Below are 15,335 nucleotides of genomic sequence, written 5' to 3'. Positions count from 1 at the left end.
GCGGATGGACAGCGAGCTGCGTGTCACGCCGGCCGCTCGAGGCGACGTTGACCACCAGGATCTCGCTGCCTGAAGCGGTGGCAAATCAGCCACTTCGCTCCCACGACGGCGTGCGGCGAGCGGCTACGACGCAGGTGTAGCCCGTTCACTGCACGCTCCATTGACACCGTCTCCCATTAACTCGCCCAGCGCTGGCCGCTCGCCACTGCCCATGAGCTCCGGAACGCCGCGCGCCAATGCCTCAATCACCGCTCGGGTTTTCGACGGCAGGTACGGCGTCTGCGGCCACACCGCGTGAATCTCCGTCGGCAGCACCAGCTCGCAGGCGGTTATCAATTCCAGCGTGCCCTCGCGCACGTGCTGGGCGATCAACCAACACGGCAACCAGGCCAGCCCAGCACCGGCGACCGCGGCGTCCACCATGGACTGCAGATCGTCCATGCGCAGCCGTGCGTTCATGCGCAGCTCGCGCACGTCACCATTGCCGTCGCGTACGTACCAGGGCCGATCATAGCCGTCACGGGCATAGACGATGCCGGAGTGCCCGAGAAGGTCGTCCGCGCTCCCGGGTCTGCCGTGCGCCGCGAGGTAGGACGGTGATGCGCAAATGCCCATGCGTTGAACCGCCAGATGCCGCGCCACGAGGTTCGCGCTATCCGGCTGGCGGCCAATACGCACGGCCAGGTCGAATCCTTCCGCGATGAGATCCACCGGGCGATCGCTGAACGCCATCTCCACCGTTAGCGCCGGATACTCACGCATCAGCCCGACCAGACACGGTGCAACGCAATGGCGGCCGAACAACACGGGGACAGTGACGCGCAGCTTCCCAGTGGGTTCCCGCCGCCCCGACTCGAACGCCGCCTCCGCCGACTCGAGCTCCGCGAGCGCACGCAAGCAGCGCTCGTAGTAAATCTCACCGTCCTCGGTGAGCGTCAGCGTGCGCGTGGTGCGATGAAACAGGCGAACGCCGAGCCGTTCCTCCAGCCGCGCGATGGTCTTTCCGACCGCGGACCGTGACAGGTGCAGCCGCTCGCCGGCCAGCGCGAAGCTGCCGCACTCCACGGCCTGCACGAACTCGACGATGCCACCGAGCCGAACACTCATGGGCTTATTGGTTCCATTTACGCTACAAAAAAGGGACAAATTACCCGCATTCGCGAAATGAATTCAACGTACCCTGTGCATCGTGGCCCGCGAGTGATCGCGAACACACGCGGCACATTCCCAAAACACAGGAGGCATCATGAAGGGATATCGCATCGTTCCCGGCAGCCATTTCGACGGGCTGGAAACTTTCGAACTCACGGACAGCCCGCTGGGCGAACGGGACGTACGCGTGCGCGTGGGCGCCGTCGCGCTCAACTACCGCGACCTCATGGTCGCCCGGGGCGACTACGCCAGCGCCAGCCAATCCGCGGTGATTCCCGCATCGGACGGCGCCGGCGAAGTGGTCGAGACCGGTGCGGGTGTCAGCCGGTTCAGTGCAGGTGACCGTGTTGCCGGCATATTCTTTCCGGACTGGCTCAGCGGCCACCCGACACCCGAGCAAACCGCCCGGGCGCTCGGCGGCGCCACCGACGGCATGCTGGCCGAAGAGGTGGTGCTACACGAGGACGCCCTCGTATCCATACCGGCACATCTGAGCTTCGCCGAGGCCGCCACCCTGCCCTGCGCGGCGGTCACTGCCTGGAATGCCCTGTTCGCCCAAGGCGGACTTCGCCCCGGCAGCAGTGTGCTACTGCTCGGCACAGGCGGCGTATCCATCTGGGCATTGCAGCTCGCCAAGGCGGCCGGCCTGAGCCCCTTTATCACTTCCTCGAGCGACGACAAGCTCGAACGCGCGCGGGAGCTCGGTGCCGAGGCGACCATCAACTACCGTGACATGCCGCAATGGCAGAACGAAGTGCTGCGACTCACGAACGGGCGTGGCGTCGATCTGGTTGTGGAGGTCGGTGGCCAGGGCACGCTACCCCGCTCTATCGCTGCGACCGCCATGGGCGGAACAATCGCCGTGATTGGCGGCGTGACCGGCTTCGGCGGCGACGTCCCTCCGGGCGCGTTGATCCATAGCGCCAGAAGTCTGACCGGCATCTATGTCGGCAGCCGGGCGATGTTCGAGGACCTCAACCGCCTGGTCGCCGTCAGCGGCATCCGGCCGGTTGTCGACCGCGTCTTCGCATTCGACGAAGCACCGCAGGCCTACCACTACGTGGAGTCAGGGCGGCACTTCGGGAAGGTGGTAATCGACGTCGCGCAATAGCGCACCCCGAAACGTCGGACAGTGACCAGGAACAGCGGCGGTGCTTCCCGCCGTCGCTGTTCCGACGAAGTCTGACCACCTCTCAGGCGGGCTTGATGTTCTGGTTCATCCGGAAGAAATTCGTCGCGTCGTATTGCTTCTTGAGCTCGACCAGACGTCCATAGGACGGCCCGTAGGCGGCCCCGATTCGATCGGCCTCGTCCTGGGTCAGGAAGTTGATGTAGGCGCCGCCACTGGCGAACGGCTGTGATTTCGCGAAAAACTCCCGGGCCCAGCCAATGCAGTGCGCATCCTCGCTTGCCGAGTCCCATCGTGCGTGCACATTCATGACGTAATTGGCATCGCGGCTCGAATAGGCCATCGCCTCCGGTGCCACCCGCCCGGTCTGGCCACCGATCGTGCCGATGAAGATCTCGCATTGCGCCGACGGCAACCTGGCCGCATATTCGATAATCGCTTCAGTGACGCCTTCGCCGATCTGCGTGAAGTTGTGCGACTTCCAGTAGTTGCGCGCACCGGGCGTGAGAAGCGGATCGAAAGCCTGTTGCCAGGCGGTGTAGGGCTGTACACCCACATGCTCGCCATACGCCGTGCCAAAGCCTCGCAGTGGCTCGATGAGCCGCTCGCCGTCGGCGGGATCGCCCGCATAGCACAGCGCAAGCGCGACGATCTCCCGGCCATGCACCTCACCGGGCAGAAACGGCAACGGCGGCGCCTTGCGGGTAACCAACCAGACGTTGAGCTCATCGGGCATCTGCTCGGTGAAGCGGGCGAACTCGGTCAGCACCGATCGCGCCTGCTCGAACGGAAATACGATCAGCCCGCTCAACACCTCCGGGCCCACGGCATGAAGCTGGAATTCGAACCGGGTAACGACGCCGAAATTGCCGCCACCACCCCGAAGCCCCCAGAAGAGATCGGGATTCTCCGCCTCGCTCGCGTGCACCTGCTTCCCGTCGGCCGTGACGACGTCGGCGGCGATGAGATTGTCGACGGTCATGCCGTACTTCCGGCTCAGCCACCCGAATCCACCACCCAGCGTCAATCCGGCAACGCCCGTGGTCGAGTTGATTCCCAGGGGGGTTGCGAGCCCGTGTGCCTGAGTCGCCGCATCGACATCGGCAAGCGTGCAACCGGGCTCGACCGACGCCCGCCGGGCATCCGGATCCACCTGAACCGACTTCATCGCCGACAGGTCGATCACCAAGCCGTCGTCGCAGACGGCATTGCCGGCGATGTTGTGGCCACCGCCCCGAACCGAGACCAGCATCTCGTGCTCACGGGCAAACTTCACCGCCTCCACGACATCCACAGCCGAGGCGCAGCGCGCAATGATGGCGGGCTTGCGGTCAATGGTCGCGTTCCATATCCGGCGCGCTTCGTCGTACGTGTCGTCACCGGGAAGAACTACCGTTCCCTGCATGCGTTGCGCGAGAGCCCCGGCCTCGCCCCCCTGAGCTTGCGCCATCTCTGCCTCCCGGCCGTCTCGTTGGGACAGCCAATCGCTGGTGGACCGACGCGCTGTCTACCTTCATTCGTGGGGGGAGTCGGGAGACGCCCCGTGGCAAGTGCGTCGGGTATCTCCTCGTATAGCGCGCGAATACGCCGTCACAAGGCGCGAGCGCTACCGCTCGGCGGACCGAGTCGGAGTGTCCACGTGTCCGCGAACGGCGCAGAGAAACGCCGGCCGGAATGCGGCGACCCTACTTCATCGCGATGCCGATGTTCACGGGGTTGGTGAGCCATGCGACGGTATTGCCGCCCGCACGCTCGTGAACCAGCGCCTCGAGCGATTGCTGAGCGAGGCACCTCGCCCTGCAACCACGGGGGCAGGGGCTCAGACATGACGATAGCCCGGCATGGCGTGGTATGCGACATACCGCCGACGAGACGGTCGAAGCCGTGTACGTGCTCGCTGACCGCGAGGCAGGGCGCGGGCGTCAGCGCTCGACGAATGCCCGTTCGAACACGTAATCGCCCACGTCGCCGATGTGCTTCGCCGCCTTGAATCCGCGCTCGTCGAGAATGGTACGGAATTCATCGAGCATGAAGGGGCTGCCGCAGAGCATCGCCCGGTCGTGCTCCGGATCCAGCGGCGGCAGACCGAGATCCGCCTGGAGCTTGCCGGAGACGACGAGATCCGTCAGTCGCCCCTGATTGCGGAACGGCTCCCGGGTCACCGTCGGATAGTACAGAAGCTGCTCGGCGACGATCTCGCCCAACAGCTCGTGGTTGGGCAGCTCTTCGGTCAGATAATCGTAGTAGGCGAGATCACTGACTTGTCGTACGCCGTGGGTGAGCACGACCCGATCGAAGCGCTCGTAGGTCTCGGGATCCTTGACGATGCCGAGAAACGGCGCCAGCCCGGTTCCCGTGGCGAAGAGATAGAGGTTCCGGCCCGGATGCAGGTCGTGGATCAACAGCGTGCCGGTGGGCTTGCTGGAGAGCACGATCTCATCGCCGGGGCTGAGGTGCTGAAGACGCGAGGTCAGCGAGCCATCCGGCACCTTGATACTGAAGAACTCCAGGGTTTCTTCCCAGTTCGCGCTGGCGACCGAGTATGCCCGCATCAACGGCTTACCCTCCACCTCCAGGCCGAGCATGATGAACTGGCCGTTGTCGAACCGCAGCCCCCGATCCCGCGTGGTCGTGAAACTGAACAAGCCCTCGTTCCAGTGGTGAACGTCGACGACACGTTCGGTTCGCAAATTGCTCATAGGCAGCAAATGAATTCCGATAATTGTGAAACGGGTATGCCCACGTCAGGGTGTCTCTATCTGCCGGACGGCATTGTAAATGCGAACGATTATTTTTACTAGCCGAACAGCTTGCAGGTGCCACGGCAGGGCGCATCGCCTCACCCGCTTCCCGACGCCACACCCCGGGCAACACGGACGTTAGCGCAATATCGTCCATCTTCCCGTCACTTCTCTCAATCCTGACCCGCGTCTGCCGCGTATACGCTGCCGGTACATGGTCCGTGGATCCCGAGGATCATGCCTGGCAGCACGTAGGGCGTGCTTTCGAGAGAACACACAGGAGTCGAATCATGACCGCTGACATCGTTCTCCCCCGGATACTCGACATCGGCGCCGGGGCGAGCGCCAAGCTGCCCGCCGTGCTTCAGCGTCTCGGGCTGCAGCGTCCGTTCATCATTACCGATCCCTTCATGCTGGAGCACGGCCCTGTCCATGAGCTTCAACGCTCGCTGCGGGCAAACGGCATGGCGAGCGGCCTATTCTCGGAGACCGTCCCCGACCCGACCAGTGCCTGTGTCGGCGCGGCCGTTGCTGCACTCGGCGGAGACGACCATGACTGCGTGATCGGCATCGGCGGCGGCAGCCCCCTGGACACTGCCAAGGCAGTCGCTCTGCTCGCCGCCAGAGGGGGAGAAATGCGCGACTACAAAGTGCCGCACCGCAACGACACGCCCGGTCTTCCCGTCGTTGCGATTCCCACGACGGCGGGCACGGGCTCGGAAGCCACCCGTTTTACCGTAATCAGCGATAGCGAGACCAAGGAAAAGATGCTCTGCGCCGGCGCGGCATTCTGCCCGACCGCGGCACTGGTGGACTATGAGCTCACCCTCACGATGCCCAAACGCCTGACCGCCGATACCGGACTCGATACCCTGACCCATTGCATCGAAGCGTACGTTTCCCGCCGTCGCAATCCATTCTCGGACAGCATGGCACTCTCCGGCATGAGACTGGTGTACGACAACATTTGCAAGGCGTATGACGAACCCGGCAATCGCGACGCCCGGGAAGCGATGATGCTTGCGGCGACCCAGGGCGGGATTGCGTTTTCCAATGCATCGGTGGCGCTGGTACACGGTATGAGCCGCCCCATCGGGGCACTGTTCCACGTCCCCCACGGCCTGTCCAACGCCATGCTGCTACCCCGCATCACGGCATTTTCCGCCGAAGCCGATCCTGAGCGCTACGCGCAGTGCGCACGTGCCATGGGCGTGGCGGGTGCCACGGATGACCCGGAGACTGCGGTATCCAGACTGGTGAACGCGCTCACCGCGCTCAACCGTGAGCTGAACGTTCCCACGCCGCAGCAGTACGGGATACCGGCGGACGACTACTTCGCGCAGCTGCAGACCATGGCCGAGCAGGCCGAGGCATCCGGCTCACCGGCGAACAATCCACGCATTCCGTCGATCGAGGAGATGCGCACGCTTTACCGGCAGTGCTACGCGTGACGGGCATCAGCCATACCGCATGGCGCGGTACTGTCTGGGCGAAACGCCGACGACCTTGCGAAACAGCCGGGAGAAGTAATAGGGATCGTCGTAGCCGAGCTCGTAGGCGATCTGCTGGATGCTCTGCTGCGAAATGTCCAGCAGATAGCAGGCGCGCTCCATTTTCATGTAAATGAAGTGCTGGATCGGTGACGTCCCGGTCAGCCGCTTGTATTTCCGCGCGAAGGCGTATTTCGAAAGCCTGCAGCGGGCGGCCAGCATCTCGAGATCAAGGTGGCCATCGACGTGTGCCTGCATCAGTGCGTGCACGTACTCCAAGTCGAACTCGCCCGCCCGGCGCATCTGCGTTCTCGGCGTCACTACCGCGAGGTAGCTGAGCATCTCGCGCAGATGATTCGCCGCATGCACGAATACCGGCGGACTATAGCCGCTGCGCCGCACCCCGAGAAGCGCCTCGAAGTCCGCCAGCAGCTTGGGTGAGGTCCCCAGCGAAACCAGCGGCCGCTCCCGGCGATAACCCATGGCTTGCCAGAACTCCCCCGCCAGATCACCGTCGAAGTGCACCCAGTAGATCGTCCATGGATCGTCCGGGAATGCCTCGTACCCGTGGCGCAGATCCCGGGGCAGCGTCATCAGATCCCCGGGCCCCACCGACCACGTCAGATCGTCCACCTCCAGGGTCCCGCGCCCCTCGACGCAGTACAGCAGCAGATGGTCGCCATGCTCGTCGCGCTGCACCCGATGCCCATGCGCCTTCGGGTAATAGCCCATGGCATGGGGGTAGAGCCCGCGGGTCAGCGCGAGCGCGGCCAGGCGTTCACGCAGGAAAACAGGCACCAGGAATCTGACCCCGTCGGACGGCAGCGGCCAGCTCGATGGACCGGTCATCGCGGCGTGACCTTCGTTGGAAGGCGATGTGCAAGATAGTCCATTACAGCGCCAGTATCGTCAATTCGGGGCCGTCATGGCCAGTGGTACAAGAACCCTTCATACCCGCTACCAAGGGAGACGCCACATGAGCACCACCGCACGGGAGATCCATTCGAACGCGTCCGGAACGCTGCACCATTTCATCAATGGGGCACGGGTCGAGGACCGCGGTGAACGCCGGGGCGATGTGTTCAATCCGGCACTCGGCACCCGAACCGCGGAGGTGGCACTGGCCGATGCGGCACAGACACGCACCGCCATCAATGCCGCGGAAGCCGCTCTGACGGACTGGGCCGCGACACCGCCGCTACGTCGTGCGCGTGTCATGTTCCGGTTCAAGCAACTCCTCGAGGATAACCTGGACACGCTCGCCGAGCTCATCAGCCGGGAGCACGGGAAGGTCTTCTCCGACGCCCGGGGTGAAGTGACACGGGGACTGGAAGTGGTGGAGTTCGCCTGCGGCATTCCGCATCTGTTGAAAGGCGAGCACTCCGTCAACGTGGGCTCGGATGTGGATTCCTGGTCCATCCAGCAACCCGTTGGCGTCTGCGCCGGGATCACGCCGTTCAACTTCCCGGCCATGGTGCCCTTGTGGATGTTCCCGATGGCGATCGCCTGCGGCAACACATTCGTGCTCAAGCCCTCGGAACGCGATCCATCGGCGCCGCTGTTCCTCGCCGAGCTGCTGACGCGCGCCGGCCTCCCGGATGGCGTGTTCAACGTCGTCAACGGTGACAAGGAGGCCGTGGACACCCTGCTCACGGACGAACGCGTGGGCGCGATCAGCTTCGTCGGCTCCACCCCCATCGCCGAGTACATCTATGCCACCGGCTCGGCGCACGGGAAGCGGATTCAGGCCCTGGGCGGTGCCAAGAACCACATGGTGGTGATGCCCGACGCGGACATGGATCAGACGGTGGACGCGCTGATGGGCGCCGCCTACGGCTCGGCCGGCGAGCGCTGCATGGCGATCTCGGTGGCCGTGCCCGTCGGCGAGGAGACCGCGGACCGCCTCGTCGCCCACCTCAGCGCGCGTCTTCGGAGCCTGAAGGTGGGCAACGGGCTGGACCGTGACGACGAGCCGGACATGGGTCCGCTGGTCACCCGGCAGCACCTGGAGAAGGTCCGCGACTACGTGGCGCTCGGCGTGCGCGAGGGCGCCGAGCTGGTGGTCGACGGCCGCGACCTTCGGGTGGCGGACCACGAGGACGGCTTCTTCATTGGCGGAAGTCTGTTCGACCGCGTCACCCCGGAAATGCGCATCTACAACGAAGAGATCTTCGGCCCCGTTCTCAGCGTGGTGCGCGCCGACGATTTCGACGATGCCGTTCGCCTGATCAACGAGCACGAGTTCGGTAACGGCACCGCCATATTCACCCGCGATGGCGACGCCGCACGCACCTTTGCCCAACGCATTCAGGTCGGCATGGTAGGCATCAACGTACCGATCCCCGTGCCCATGGCGTTCCACAGCTTCGGCGGCTGGAAACGCTCGCGCTTCGGCGTGCTCAACGCCTACGGCCCGGAAGCGGTGCGCTTCTACACGCAGGTGAAAACCATCACGTCACGCTGGCCCAAGGGCGTGCGTGCCGAGAATCACTTCGCCATGCCGACAATGGGATAAACACACACGCCCGCGGACCGGGCCCGTTGACCGCATCGGACCCGGTCCTATTCCTCGCGCTCACCGGCACTGACAGTCACGTAAGCCATTCATCCCGTGTCAAACGCACTCCAGACAGCCTTCCGGCACCCAACCACTAACACCGACACTGTCGACAACCTGACACCAGCCGCAAACGGTCTCTTTCAGCGTCACGCGTTCGCCGACTGCGACATCGAGCTCCCGCGCACAGTAGCTTCGCGTCGCAACCGCAACATCCGATCCATTTAGTCGATTCAAACGGGAAAGGGGAGCCCACCCCTGGTTGCCCGTGGAGGTTCTTACCCAGATCCAACCCGGATAATGCGGATCTTCCCACCCCACCGCGACTTCGTCGCCGGGTTCAAACGCGATCGGGTGCGGATAATGGGATTGGTAACTGGCTATGACGACGCATTCCATGTCCATGCTTCCTTCACGAAAAAGCGAGGCGCAAAAAACGGCACGGCGCTATTACCGCATACGGCCCCAACGCCCCATGGGCGTTCCGGTAGACGCCAACGCCCCGTCCCCCATCACGCTTCGATGGCTCGGCGTTCCAGAAGGCAGCCTCGAAGAGACCGAGCGTCCCCCGTCAGCGCGCACCGACTTCGTCGAGGTGCGTCAGCAGATCCTGGGGATCGTCGTAGACGCGATACGCGCCAGCACGTTCGAGCTCGTCCTGTCCGTAACCGCCGGAGAGCAGTCCCACCGCGAGCGCCCGTGCCCGGCGCGCCGCGAGCACGTCCCAGATGCTGTCGCCGACCACGATGGCGTCCTGGATATCCGTGCCGAGCGTTTCGGCGGCGGCCAGGAACAGGTCAGGGTCCGGCTTGGCGTGCTTCACCTGGTCGCGGGTGACCACGACGTCGCGCTCCGGATCAACGTCCAGCATGCCCAGCGACGGGCCCGCCGTCTCGATCCGGCCGCTGGTGCCGATTGCCCACGGGATATTCTGTTCGCGCAGGTGCGCGATCAGCGCGCGGGCCCCGGGCAGCGCCCGTACGCTGTCCGCGCGCTTTTTGTAGGCGGCGGCGTGCAGTCGTGGCAGCTCCGCCACCGTCGCTTCGTCGAGATCGGCACCGGTTTCGCGTAGCAGCATATTGGTGAACAACCCGCCGCTCATGCCGATGCGGCGATGAATGCGCCAGACGGACAGTTCGATACCCACCTCGCTTAGCGCGTCGTGCCAGGCGAGGACATGCTGATAGACGCTATCGATCAGCGTGCCGTCGAGATCGAAAATGAATGCGGGCGCGTTGCGGGTCATGACGGTTCCTTTCCCTGCCAGTGCGTCGGTAGCGTGTCGTCGGCAACAGGGTAACTCAGTGACAACCCTCGGTCGCGCTGCCCCGGAAGCGAGGCGACTGCCCGAATGTGCATTACATCTTCTCCTGACACCGTTGACCCGGCTATGGTGGGAACCGGCAAACCGGTCTTCGGTGAAGCGCCTGCCACACGAATGCGGCACACGCCTGACCGTATCGGCGCCATGGACGGCCGATGCCGGCAAGCCGAATAACGAATACGAACACAAAAACTGTGGGGATGGAGAAATGCGCAATATCACCCAGAGTCTAGGGATGGCATTGTTCCTGGGTACGCCCTTGGCCGCGCAGGCCCAGGTTTCCGGGGATGTCGTGCGGATCGGCGTGGTTACGGACCTCACCGGTATCTATTCGGAATTCGCCGGCCAGGGCCTCGTCTCGGCGGTGGAAATGGCCGTGGAGGATGTCGGTGGGGAGGTCGCGGGACAGCCGATCGAGATCATCGTCGAGGACAGCCGCCTCGACCCGGAACATTCGGTGGACGTCGCCACCCGCCTGCGCGAACAGGAAAACATCGACATGCTCACCGGAATGGTCGGCTCAAACACCGCCCTGGCCGTCCAGGAGTACGGTGCACAGGCGGGCCTGATAACCATGAATACCGTCTCGGCCACCGCCAACCTCACCGGACCGGCCTGCTCGCCCTACGGTATTCACTGGACCTACGACACCTGGGCCCTGTCCGCGGGTACGGTAAACGCCGTCGTCAAGGAAGGCGGCAAGCGCTGGTTCTTCCTCGTCGCCGACTACGAATTCGGTTACACCATGGAGGAGCAAGCCCGTGGCGCAGCCGAGTCAAGCGGCGCCGAAGTCGTCGGGCGGGCGCTGACACCGTACCAGGGGGAGGACTTCTCAGAGCAACTCCAGCAGGCGATGGCTTCCGAGGCCAACGTCATCGCGCTGGCCAATGCCGGCGGAGACCTGCAGCGCACGATCCGCCAGGCCTACGAATTGGGGCTGCAAAACGGCGAGCGTTATCCGGTGGCGCTGCTGATGTTTCTGACCGACATTCGCCATCTGGGCCTCTACGTCACTGCCGGCCTGAAGTTCACCACCGGATTCTACTGGGACCGCAATGAAGACACACGCGCGTGGTCGGAGCGTTTCACCGCCCGCACCGGCTCCAAACCGAGCATGGCGCAGGCAGGCGCATACTCCGCGGTACGCCACTACCTTCTATCGATCGCGGATACCGGCAGCGACGACAGTGACGCGGTGATGCAGGCAATGCGTGAACGCCCCGTCAACGATTTCTTCGCCACCAACGGCCAGCTTCGCCCGGACGGCCGAATGGTTCACGACATGTACCTGGCCGAAGTCAAATCGCCTACGCAATCCCGGGGCGCCTGGGACTACCTGCGAATCTTACGGACGATCCCCGGCGAGGAGGCATTCCGGCCGATGGACCAGGGCGGATGCCCCCTGGTGTCGGCGGGGAGCTGACAAAGCGGTCCGGATAGCGCCCCTGCACGGACACGGGGCCCGGAGAGCCCGAAGCCGGCACCCGGTGGTTGCAGGAAACCACCGGGTGCCACGAATCGCCCACCGAAAGGCGACACCCGCAAAGGCGATCACGGGTCACATTCGACCCGATTGCGGCCCCGGCTCTTGGCTCGGTAGAGCGCTTTATCAGCGCGGCTCAACGCATCGTCCACGCGGGACTCATCCGGTCGGATCATGGTCACGCCAACGCTGACAGTGCAATATATCGCCTTACCTTCGAAAACAACGGCGTCTTCGGCAACCGTCCGCCGCAATCGCTCTGCGACCGCTGCCGCGGATTGGCGATCCGTATCCGGCATAAGCAGGGCGAACTCCTCCCCGCCAATTCTGGCGAAGATATCCTCGGTACGCAGGGAATCACCACACCGGCTGCAGATCTGTTCGAGTATCCGGTCACCGGCCGCATGCCCGTGACGATCATTGATGGACTTGAAGAGATCCAGGTCCAGCATCAGCAACGCGACGTCACGCTGGTGGCGCGCGGCCCGCGTCAGTTCCTCGGCAGCTCTGTCATAGAAATTGCGTCTGTTCAGAAGACCGGTTAGCGGGTCATGCGAGGCAAGATGCCGTAGCATCGCTTCGGTGCGCTTGTGCTCGGTAATGTCCCGAAAAAACCAGACACGACCGAGATAGGCGCCATCCTCACCGACTAGCCCCGTCGAGTCACGCTCGACCACCCGACCGTCTTTCAGCTCGATCTCGGTGTGCTCACTCACACTTGGGTTCTCGTAGAGTCGCCGAACGTTTCGAATAAAACTGTCCGGATCCTTTACCCGCTGCATGACTGTCATGAGAATCGGATAATCGGGAATAGCGCCATTCATGGCCTCATCGGGCTTCACGCGCTCATGGGGAATACGCCATATCTCCAGGAAGCGCCGATTGTAGGTAACGACAGCGGCATTCTCATCGACCACGAGAATACCGTCGGGAGACGCTTCCTGAATGGCCTCCAGGAGAGAGCGATTGAACTCGGCACCACCCCCGGAGCCGCCACTCCGCCAGGCATTGGTATCCCGGTCATTCATGCCCTGCCCCCCGGCCTGCGCATAGCATCGTTTCAGTTCCCATTCATGGCGTCACCCGCATAGCCCATGACCTGGCCCATTAATCACTTACTCCAGGTTTTCCCGCATCGTGCGCTGGTACCACTTGTGGAACGTGACACATACCGTGACCACCATTGTCGCAGAAACGGCGGGCGTGATCGCCACCGGGAGAGATCACGACGACGTCGGATGCGGAACCACGTTGATCTGGACCATGCCCGGTCCCACCCCGGACTTCCCCGCGTCCCGAACAGAGACTCGTTGCGACTCCGCCCCCCCCTTCGGCGACGACGCTGACAACCAAAGGCCATCGAGCGGTGGCCACAAGCCACGCCGCCACGATAGCCGCTCGCGTCGCTGCCAGTGTCGTCACCATCCTCTCCGGACAGGCCGAGCAACCAGCACCAGACTGCCGACGTCGCCACTCGCTGCCCTGAGCCAGTGGCAGTGGCCTATTCCGGAATGTTGGTAATGACGTTCACCGGAATATATCCACCTTCCCCATGCGGCGAACGCAACCCGACCAGGGCGATCACGTAGCCGTCGCGACGGAACGCAAACGACCACGCGAAATCACTCCAGATGAACGCTTCCGCACCGAAGACCACTGTCTCATCGGCACGCCAGCCCCGATCGCTCACCAGACGCTCGGCGTAATAGGCCTTCAGCTCATCCCACGATTCGTGCCGGGACATGACGTAGGATTCGATCCGCAGACCCTGCCGGCCGAATTCGCCCACGGCACGGTCCCAGACCTCACCCCACGTTTGCCCGTCTATACAGCGGGTAGCGCTCGAGAAGGCATACTCGTTGGTGGTTTCCAACACTGCCGGCGGCGCCGGCATCGATGGCGCGGGACCGGAACAGGCACCCAGCATCGTCGCGACAAGCACCAGCAACGCATCAGCGACTAGACCCCGGACCCGGTGCTTGCCCGTCATGGACGAGGCGCCCTCACCGGCCCGGACTCAATAGTCGACATAGCTGTACCCATCCAGCCAGATGACCTCGGCCTTCTCCGGATCGTCAGTCACGATGGCCTTGACGACGCGCTCGCCATTGGCGTAGGAGAGCGTGAGGTAGTACCCGTCTACGTAGTACTCCCCGCGCTGGTCGTCCGGCACACTGGCCACGGTCGCGCTCGTGTCGCTGACGCTGGAGTTCGCAACCGCGGAACGGCCATGCGTGAACGTGCCGTCGTCATGGAACTCGTAGGTATTGGACGCCGCCGCCCAGTCGCCTGCCCCCGAACTGATGAAGTTCGACCGTTTGTATCGCCGGCTCAGCCGATAACCTTCTTCGAGCGGCCCGTATGCGCTCTGATAGGGAAAATCCGACCAGCCTTTGCTCTTGAGAATCTGCAGCGTGCCACCGTGGCGCCGCCACTTCGTCCATTTTTCAGGATGTGCGGCCTTGTGGGCTTCCACTGTCTCGGTACTGGAGAGAAAGCCCATGTCCGTGCAGGCATCGCCATTGACGAAGAGCAGCACCGGCGCCGTATCAGACCCGCCCCCTCGATAGACGTCCATGAAAGCCACGGCCTCGATGGTCTCAGACACCGCCCGCATCTTCGCGACCGGAACCGTCGTGTATCCCGACGGTTCCGGGTCCGCAGCCGTTGCCCGGGATTCGCCTCCAGCCGAGGCGACCGGCGTAATCCCCAGGTTCGTGACCGTAAACCGCTCCGGATCCAGGTGGAACTGTGCGAGGTTCTCGCGCACGTATGCCTTGACCTTGTCCAGATCATATCCGGGCGTGCCGGCCCTGGCCTGTTCATAGTCGTGCTGCGACATGGCCGCCGTCCACATCAAGATTTCGGCAACCGTCTGCTTCTCCGCGTTGGAGAGATTCGCGAGCTTCGGATTGCCGTTGATCACGCGCCGGAACTGTCGCCAGACCGCCCGATCCTCCGCCTCGGTCGTCTCCCGTTCGTCCAGTATCCCGAACGAGACAGTGACCCAGGCGGATAACGCGACGGCGAGATCGTTGGGCTCATAGCCAAGATCGACGGCCACCCGGTTGAAATAGGCAACGACATCGATCTTCCCGAATGCTTCGCGAATCTGCCGTTCCTTCTGCGGCGCCTTGGCGATTACCTTCGCCAGCATCTGTTCGCGGACCTTTCTGCTGATCGCCTCCTGCGGCACGAAAAACGACGCACGGCCCTCCGGCACGTCCTTCGCGGCGGCTTTGCCTTCGAGCGTGGCGTCGAACACTTCGCTCATGATCCCGCCCATGCCACCGGACTGCGCCAGGCCCGGAGTGAACCCGCACACCAGCCAGAGAACAGAAAACGTCAGCAACCGGAACGCCAAGCGATGCATTTCCCTACCTGTCGGGTCCCGGACGATTCCGTGGCTTTTTGTGAAATAGATCGGGCCTGTCAGCGTACCAGTGTTTCATCGCCTGC

At 63.7% G+C, this 15,335-nt stretch carries 13 protein-coding genes; 4 read left to right on the top strand and 9 right to left on the bottom strand.

The window, feature by feature from the left end; all coding sequences use genetic code 11:
- Positions 1 to 123: 123 nt before the first annotated feature.
- Positions 124 to 1,107 (bottom strand): LysR substrate-binding domain-containing protein, encoded by a 984-nt coding sequence (locus ACPEES_RS19765; RefSeq protein ID WP_435105477.1) that lies wholly within the window; start codon positions 1,105 to 1,107, stop codon positions 124 to 126.
- A 139-nt stretch (positions 1,108 to 1,246) separates the two neighbouring features.
- On the opposite strand from ACPEES_RS19765, the gene ACPEES_RS19760 reads away from it, so the two are divergent.
- Positions 1,247 to 2,263, top strand: a complete 1,017-nt coding sequence (locus ACPEES_RS19760; protein WP_435105475.1) for a zinc-dependent alcohol dehydrogenase family protein — start codon at positions 1,247 to 1,249, stop codon at positions 2,261 to 2,263.
- Positions 2,264 to 2,345: 82 nt separating this feature from the next.
- Here ACPEES_RS19760 and ACPEES_RS19755 read toward each other — a convergent pair whose 3' ends face one another.
- Together ACPEES_RS19755 and ACPEES_RS19750 are read right to left on the bottom strand one after the other, a co-directional pair.
- Entirely contained in the window at positions 2,346 to 3,731 is a 1,386-nt protein-coding gene (locus ACPEES_RS19755; protein ID WP_435105473.1) for an FAD-binding oxidoreductase, read from the bottom strand.
- Positions 3,732 to 4,203: 472 nt separating this feature from the next.
- Complete coding sequence (locus ACPEES_RS19750; RefSeq protein WP_435105471.1) at positions 4,204 to 4,980, bottom strand: ferredoxin--NADP reductase; 777 nt, start codon at positions 4,978 to 4,980, stop codon at positions 4,204 to 4,206.
- A gap of 332 nt (positions 4,981 to 5,312) precedes the next feature.
- Between ACPEES_RS19750 and ACPEES_RS19745 the strand changes: the two genes are divergently transcribed.
- On the top strand, positions 5,313 to 6,473 hold the full coding sequence (locus tag ACPEES_RS19745; RefSeq protein ID WP_435105469.1) for an iron-containing alcohol dehydrogenase: 1,161 nt from the start codon (positions 5,313 to 5,315) through the stop codon (positions 6,471 to 6,473).
- A 6-nt stretch (positions 6,474 to 6,479) separates the two neighbouring features.
- Here ACPEES_RS19745 and ACPEES_RS19740 read toward each other — a convergent pair whose 3' ends face one another.
- Positions 6,480 to 7,361: an AraC family transcriptional regulator gene (locus ACPEES_RS19740; RefSeq protein WP_435105466.1), complete on the bottom strand. Its 882-nt coding sequence runs from the start codon at positions 7,359 to 7,361 to the stop codon at positions 6,480 to 6,482.
- Between the two features lie 127 nt (positions 7,362 to 7,488).
- Here ACPEES_RS19740 and ACPEES_RS19735 point away from each other — a divergent pair, with 127 nt between their 5' ends.
- Complete coding sequence (locus ACPEES_RS19735; RefSeq protein ID WP_435105463.1) at positions 7,489 to 9,027, top strand: CoA-acylating methylmalonate-semialdehyde dehydrogenase; 1,539 nt, start codon at positions 7,489 to 7,491, stop codon at positions 9,025 to 9,027.
- A gap of 99 nt (positions 9,028 to 9,126) precedes the next feature.
- Here ACPEES_RS19735 and ACPEES_RS19730 read toward each other — a convergent pair whose 3' ends face one another.
- Both ACPEES_RS19730 and ACPEES_RS19725 read right to left on the bottom strand, forming a co-directional pair.
- Positions 9,127 to 9,468: an SH3 domain-containing protein gene (locus ACPEES_RS19730; RefSeq protein WP_435105461.1), complete on the bottom strand. Its 342-nt coding sequence runs from the start codon at positions 9,466 to 9,468 to the stop codon at positions 9,127 to 9,129.
- A 172-nt stretch (positions 9,469 to 9,640) separates the two neighbouring features.
- The gene (locus ACPEES_RS19725; protein WP_435105459.1) at positions 9,641 to 10,315 is read right to left on the bottom strand and encodes an HAD family hydrolase; all 675 of its coding nucleotides are present in this window, start codon (positions 10,313 to 10,315) and stop codon (positions 9,641 to 9,643) included.
- Positions 10,316 to 10,601: 286 nt separating this feature from the next.
- Between ACPEES_RS19725 and ACPEES_RS19720 the strand changes: the two genes are divergently transcribed.
- Positions 10,602 to 11,816, top strand: coding sequence for an ABC transporter substrate-binding protein (locus ACPEES_RS19720; protein ID WP_435105457.1), 1,215 nt, complete (start codon positions 10,602 to 10,604; stop codon positions 11,814 to 11,816).
- Positions 11,817 to 11,944: 128 nt separating this feature from the next.
- Here the strand turns inward: ACPEES_RS19720 and ACPEES_RS19715 are convergent, their stop codons facing one another.
- The 3 genes from ACPEES_RS19715 to ACPEES_RS19705 all read right to left on the bottom strand — a co-directional run bounded on the left by ACPEES_RS19715 (position 11,945) and on the right by ACPEES_RS19705 (position 15,240).
- Entirely contained in the window at positions 11,945 to 12,904 is a 960-nt protein-coding gene (locus tag ACPEES_RS19715) for a diguanylate cyclase (RefSeq protein ID WP_435105455.1), read from the bottom strand.
- 473 nt (positions 12,905 to 13,377) lie between these two features.
- Positions 13,378 to 13,866, bottom strand: coding sequence for a hypothetical protein (locus tag ACPEES_RS19710; protein WP_435105453.1), 489 nt, complete (start codon positions 13,864 to 13,866; stop codon positions 13,378 to 13,380).
- A gap of 27 nt (positions 13,867 to 13,893) precedes the next feature.
- The gene (locus tag ACPEES_RS19705) at positions 13,894 to 15,240 is read right to left on the bottom strand and encodes a DUF6683 family protein (RefSeq protein ID WP_435105451.1); all 1,347 of its coding nucleotides are present in this window, start codon (positions 15,238 to 15,240) and stop codon (positions 13,894 to 13,896) included.
- Positions 15,241 to 15,335: the final 95 nt, after the last annotated feature.

The sequence above is a fragment of the Arhodomonas sp. AD133 genome (assembly GCF_051195215.1).
In the GTDB taxonomy this organism is placed as follows: Bacteria; Pseudomonadota; Gammaproteobacteria; order Nitrococcales; family Nitrococcaceae; genus Arhodomonas.
This window is presented reverse-complemented; position numbering and strand designations above follow the sequence as displayed.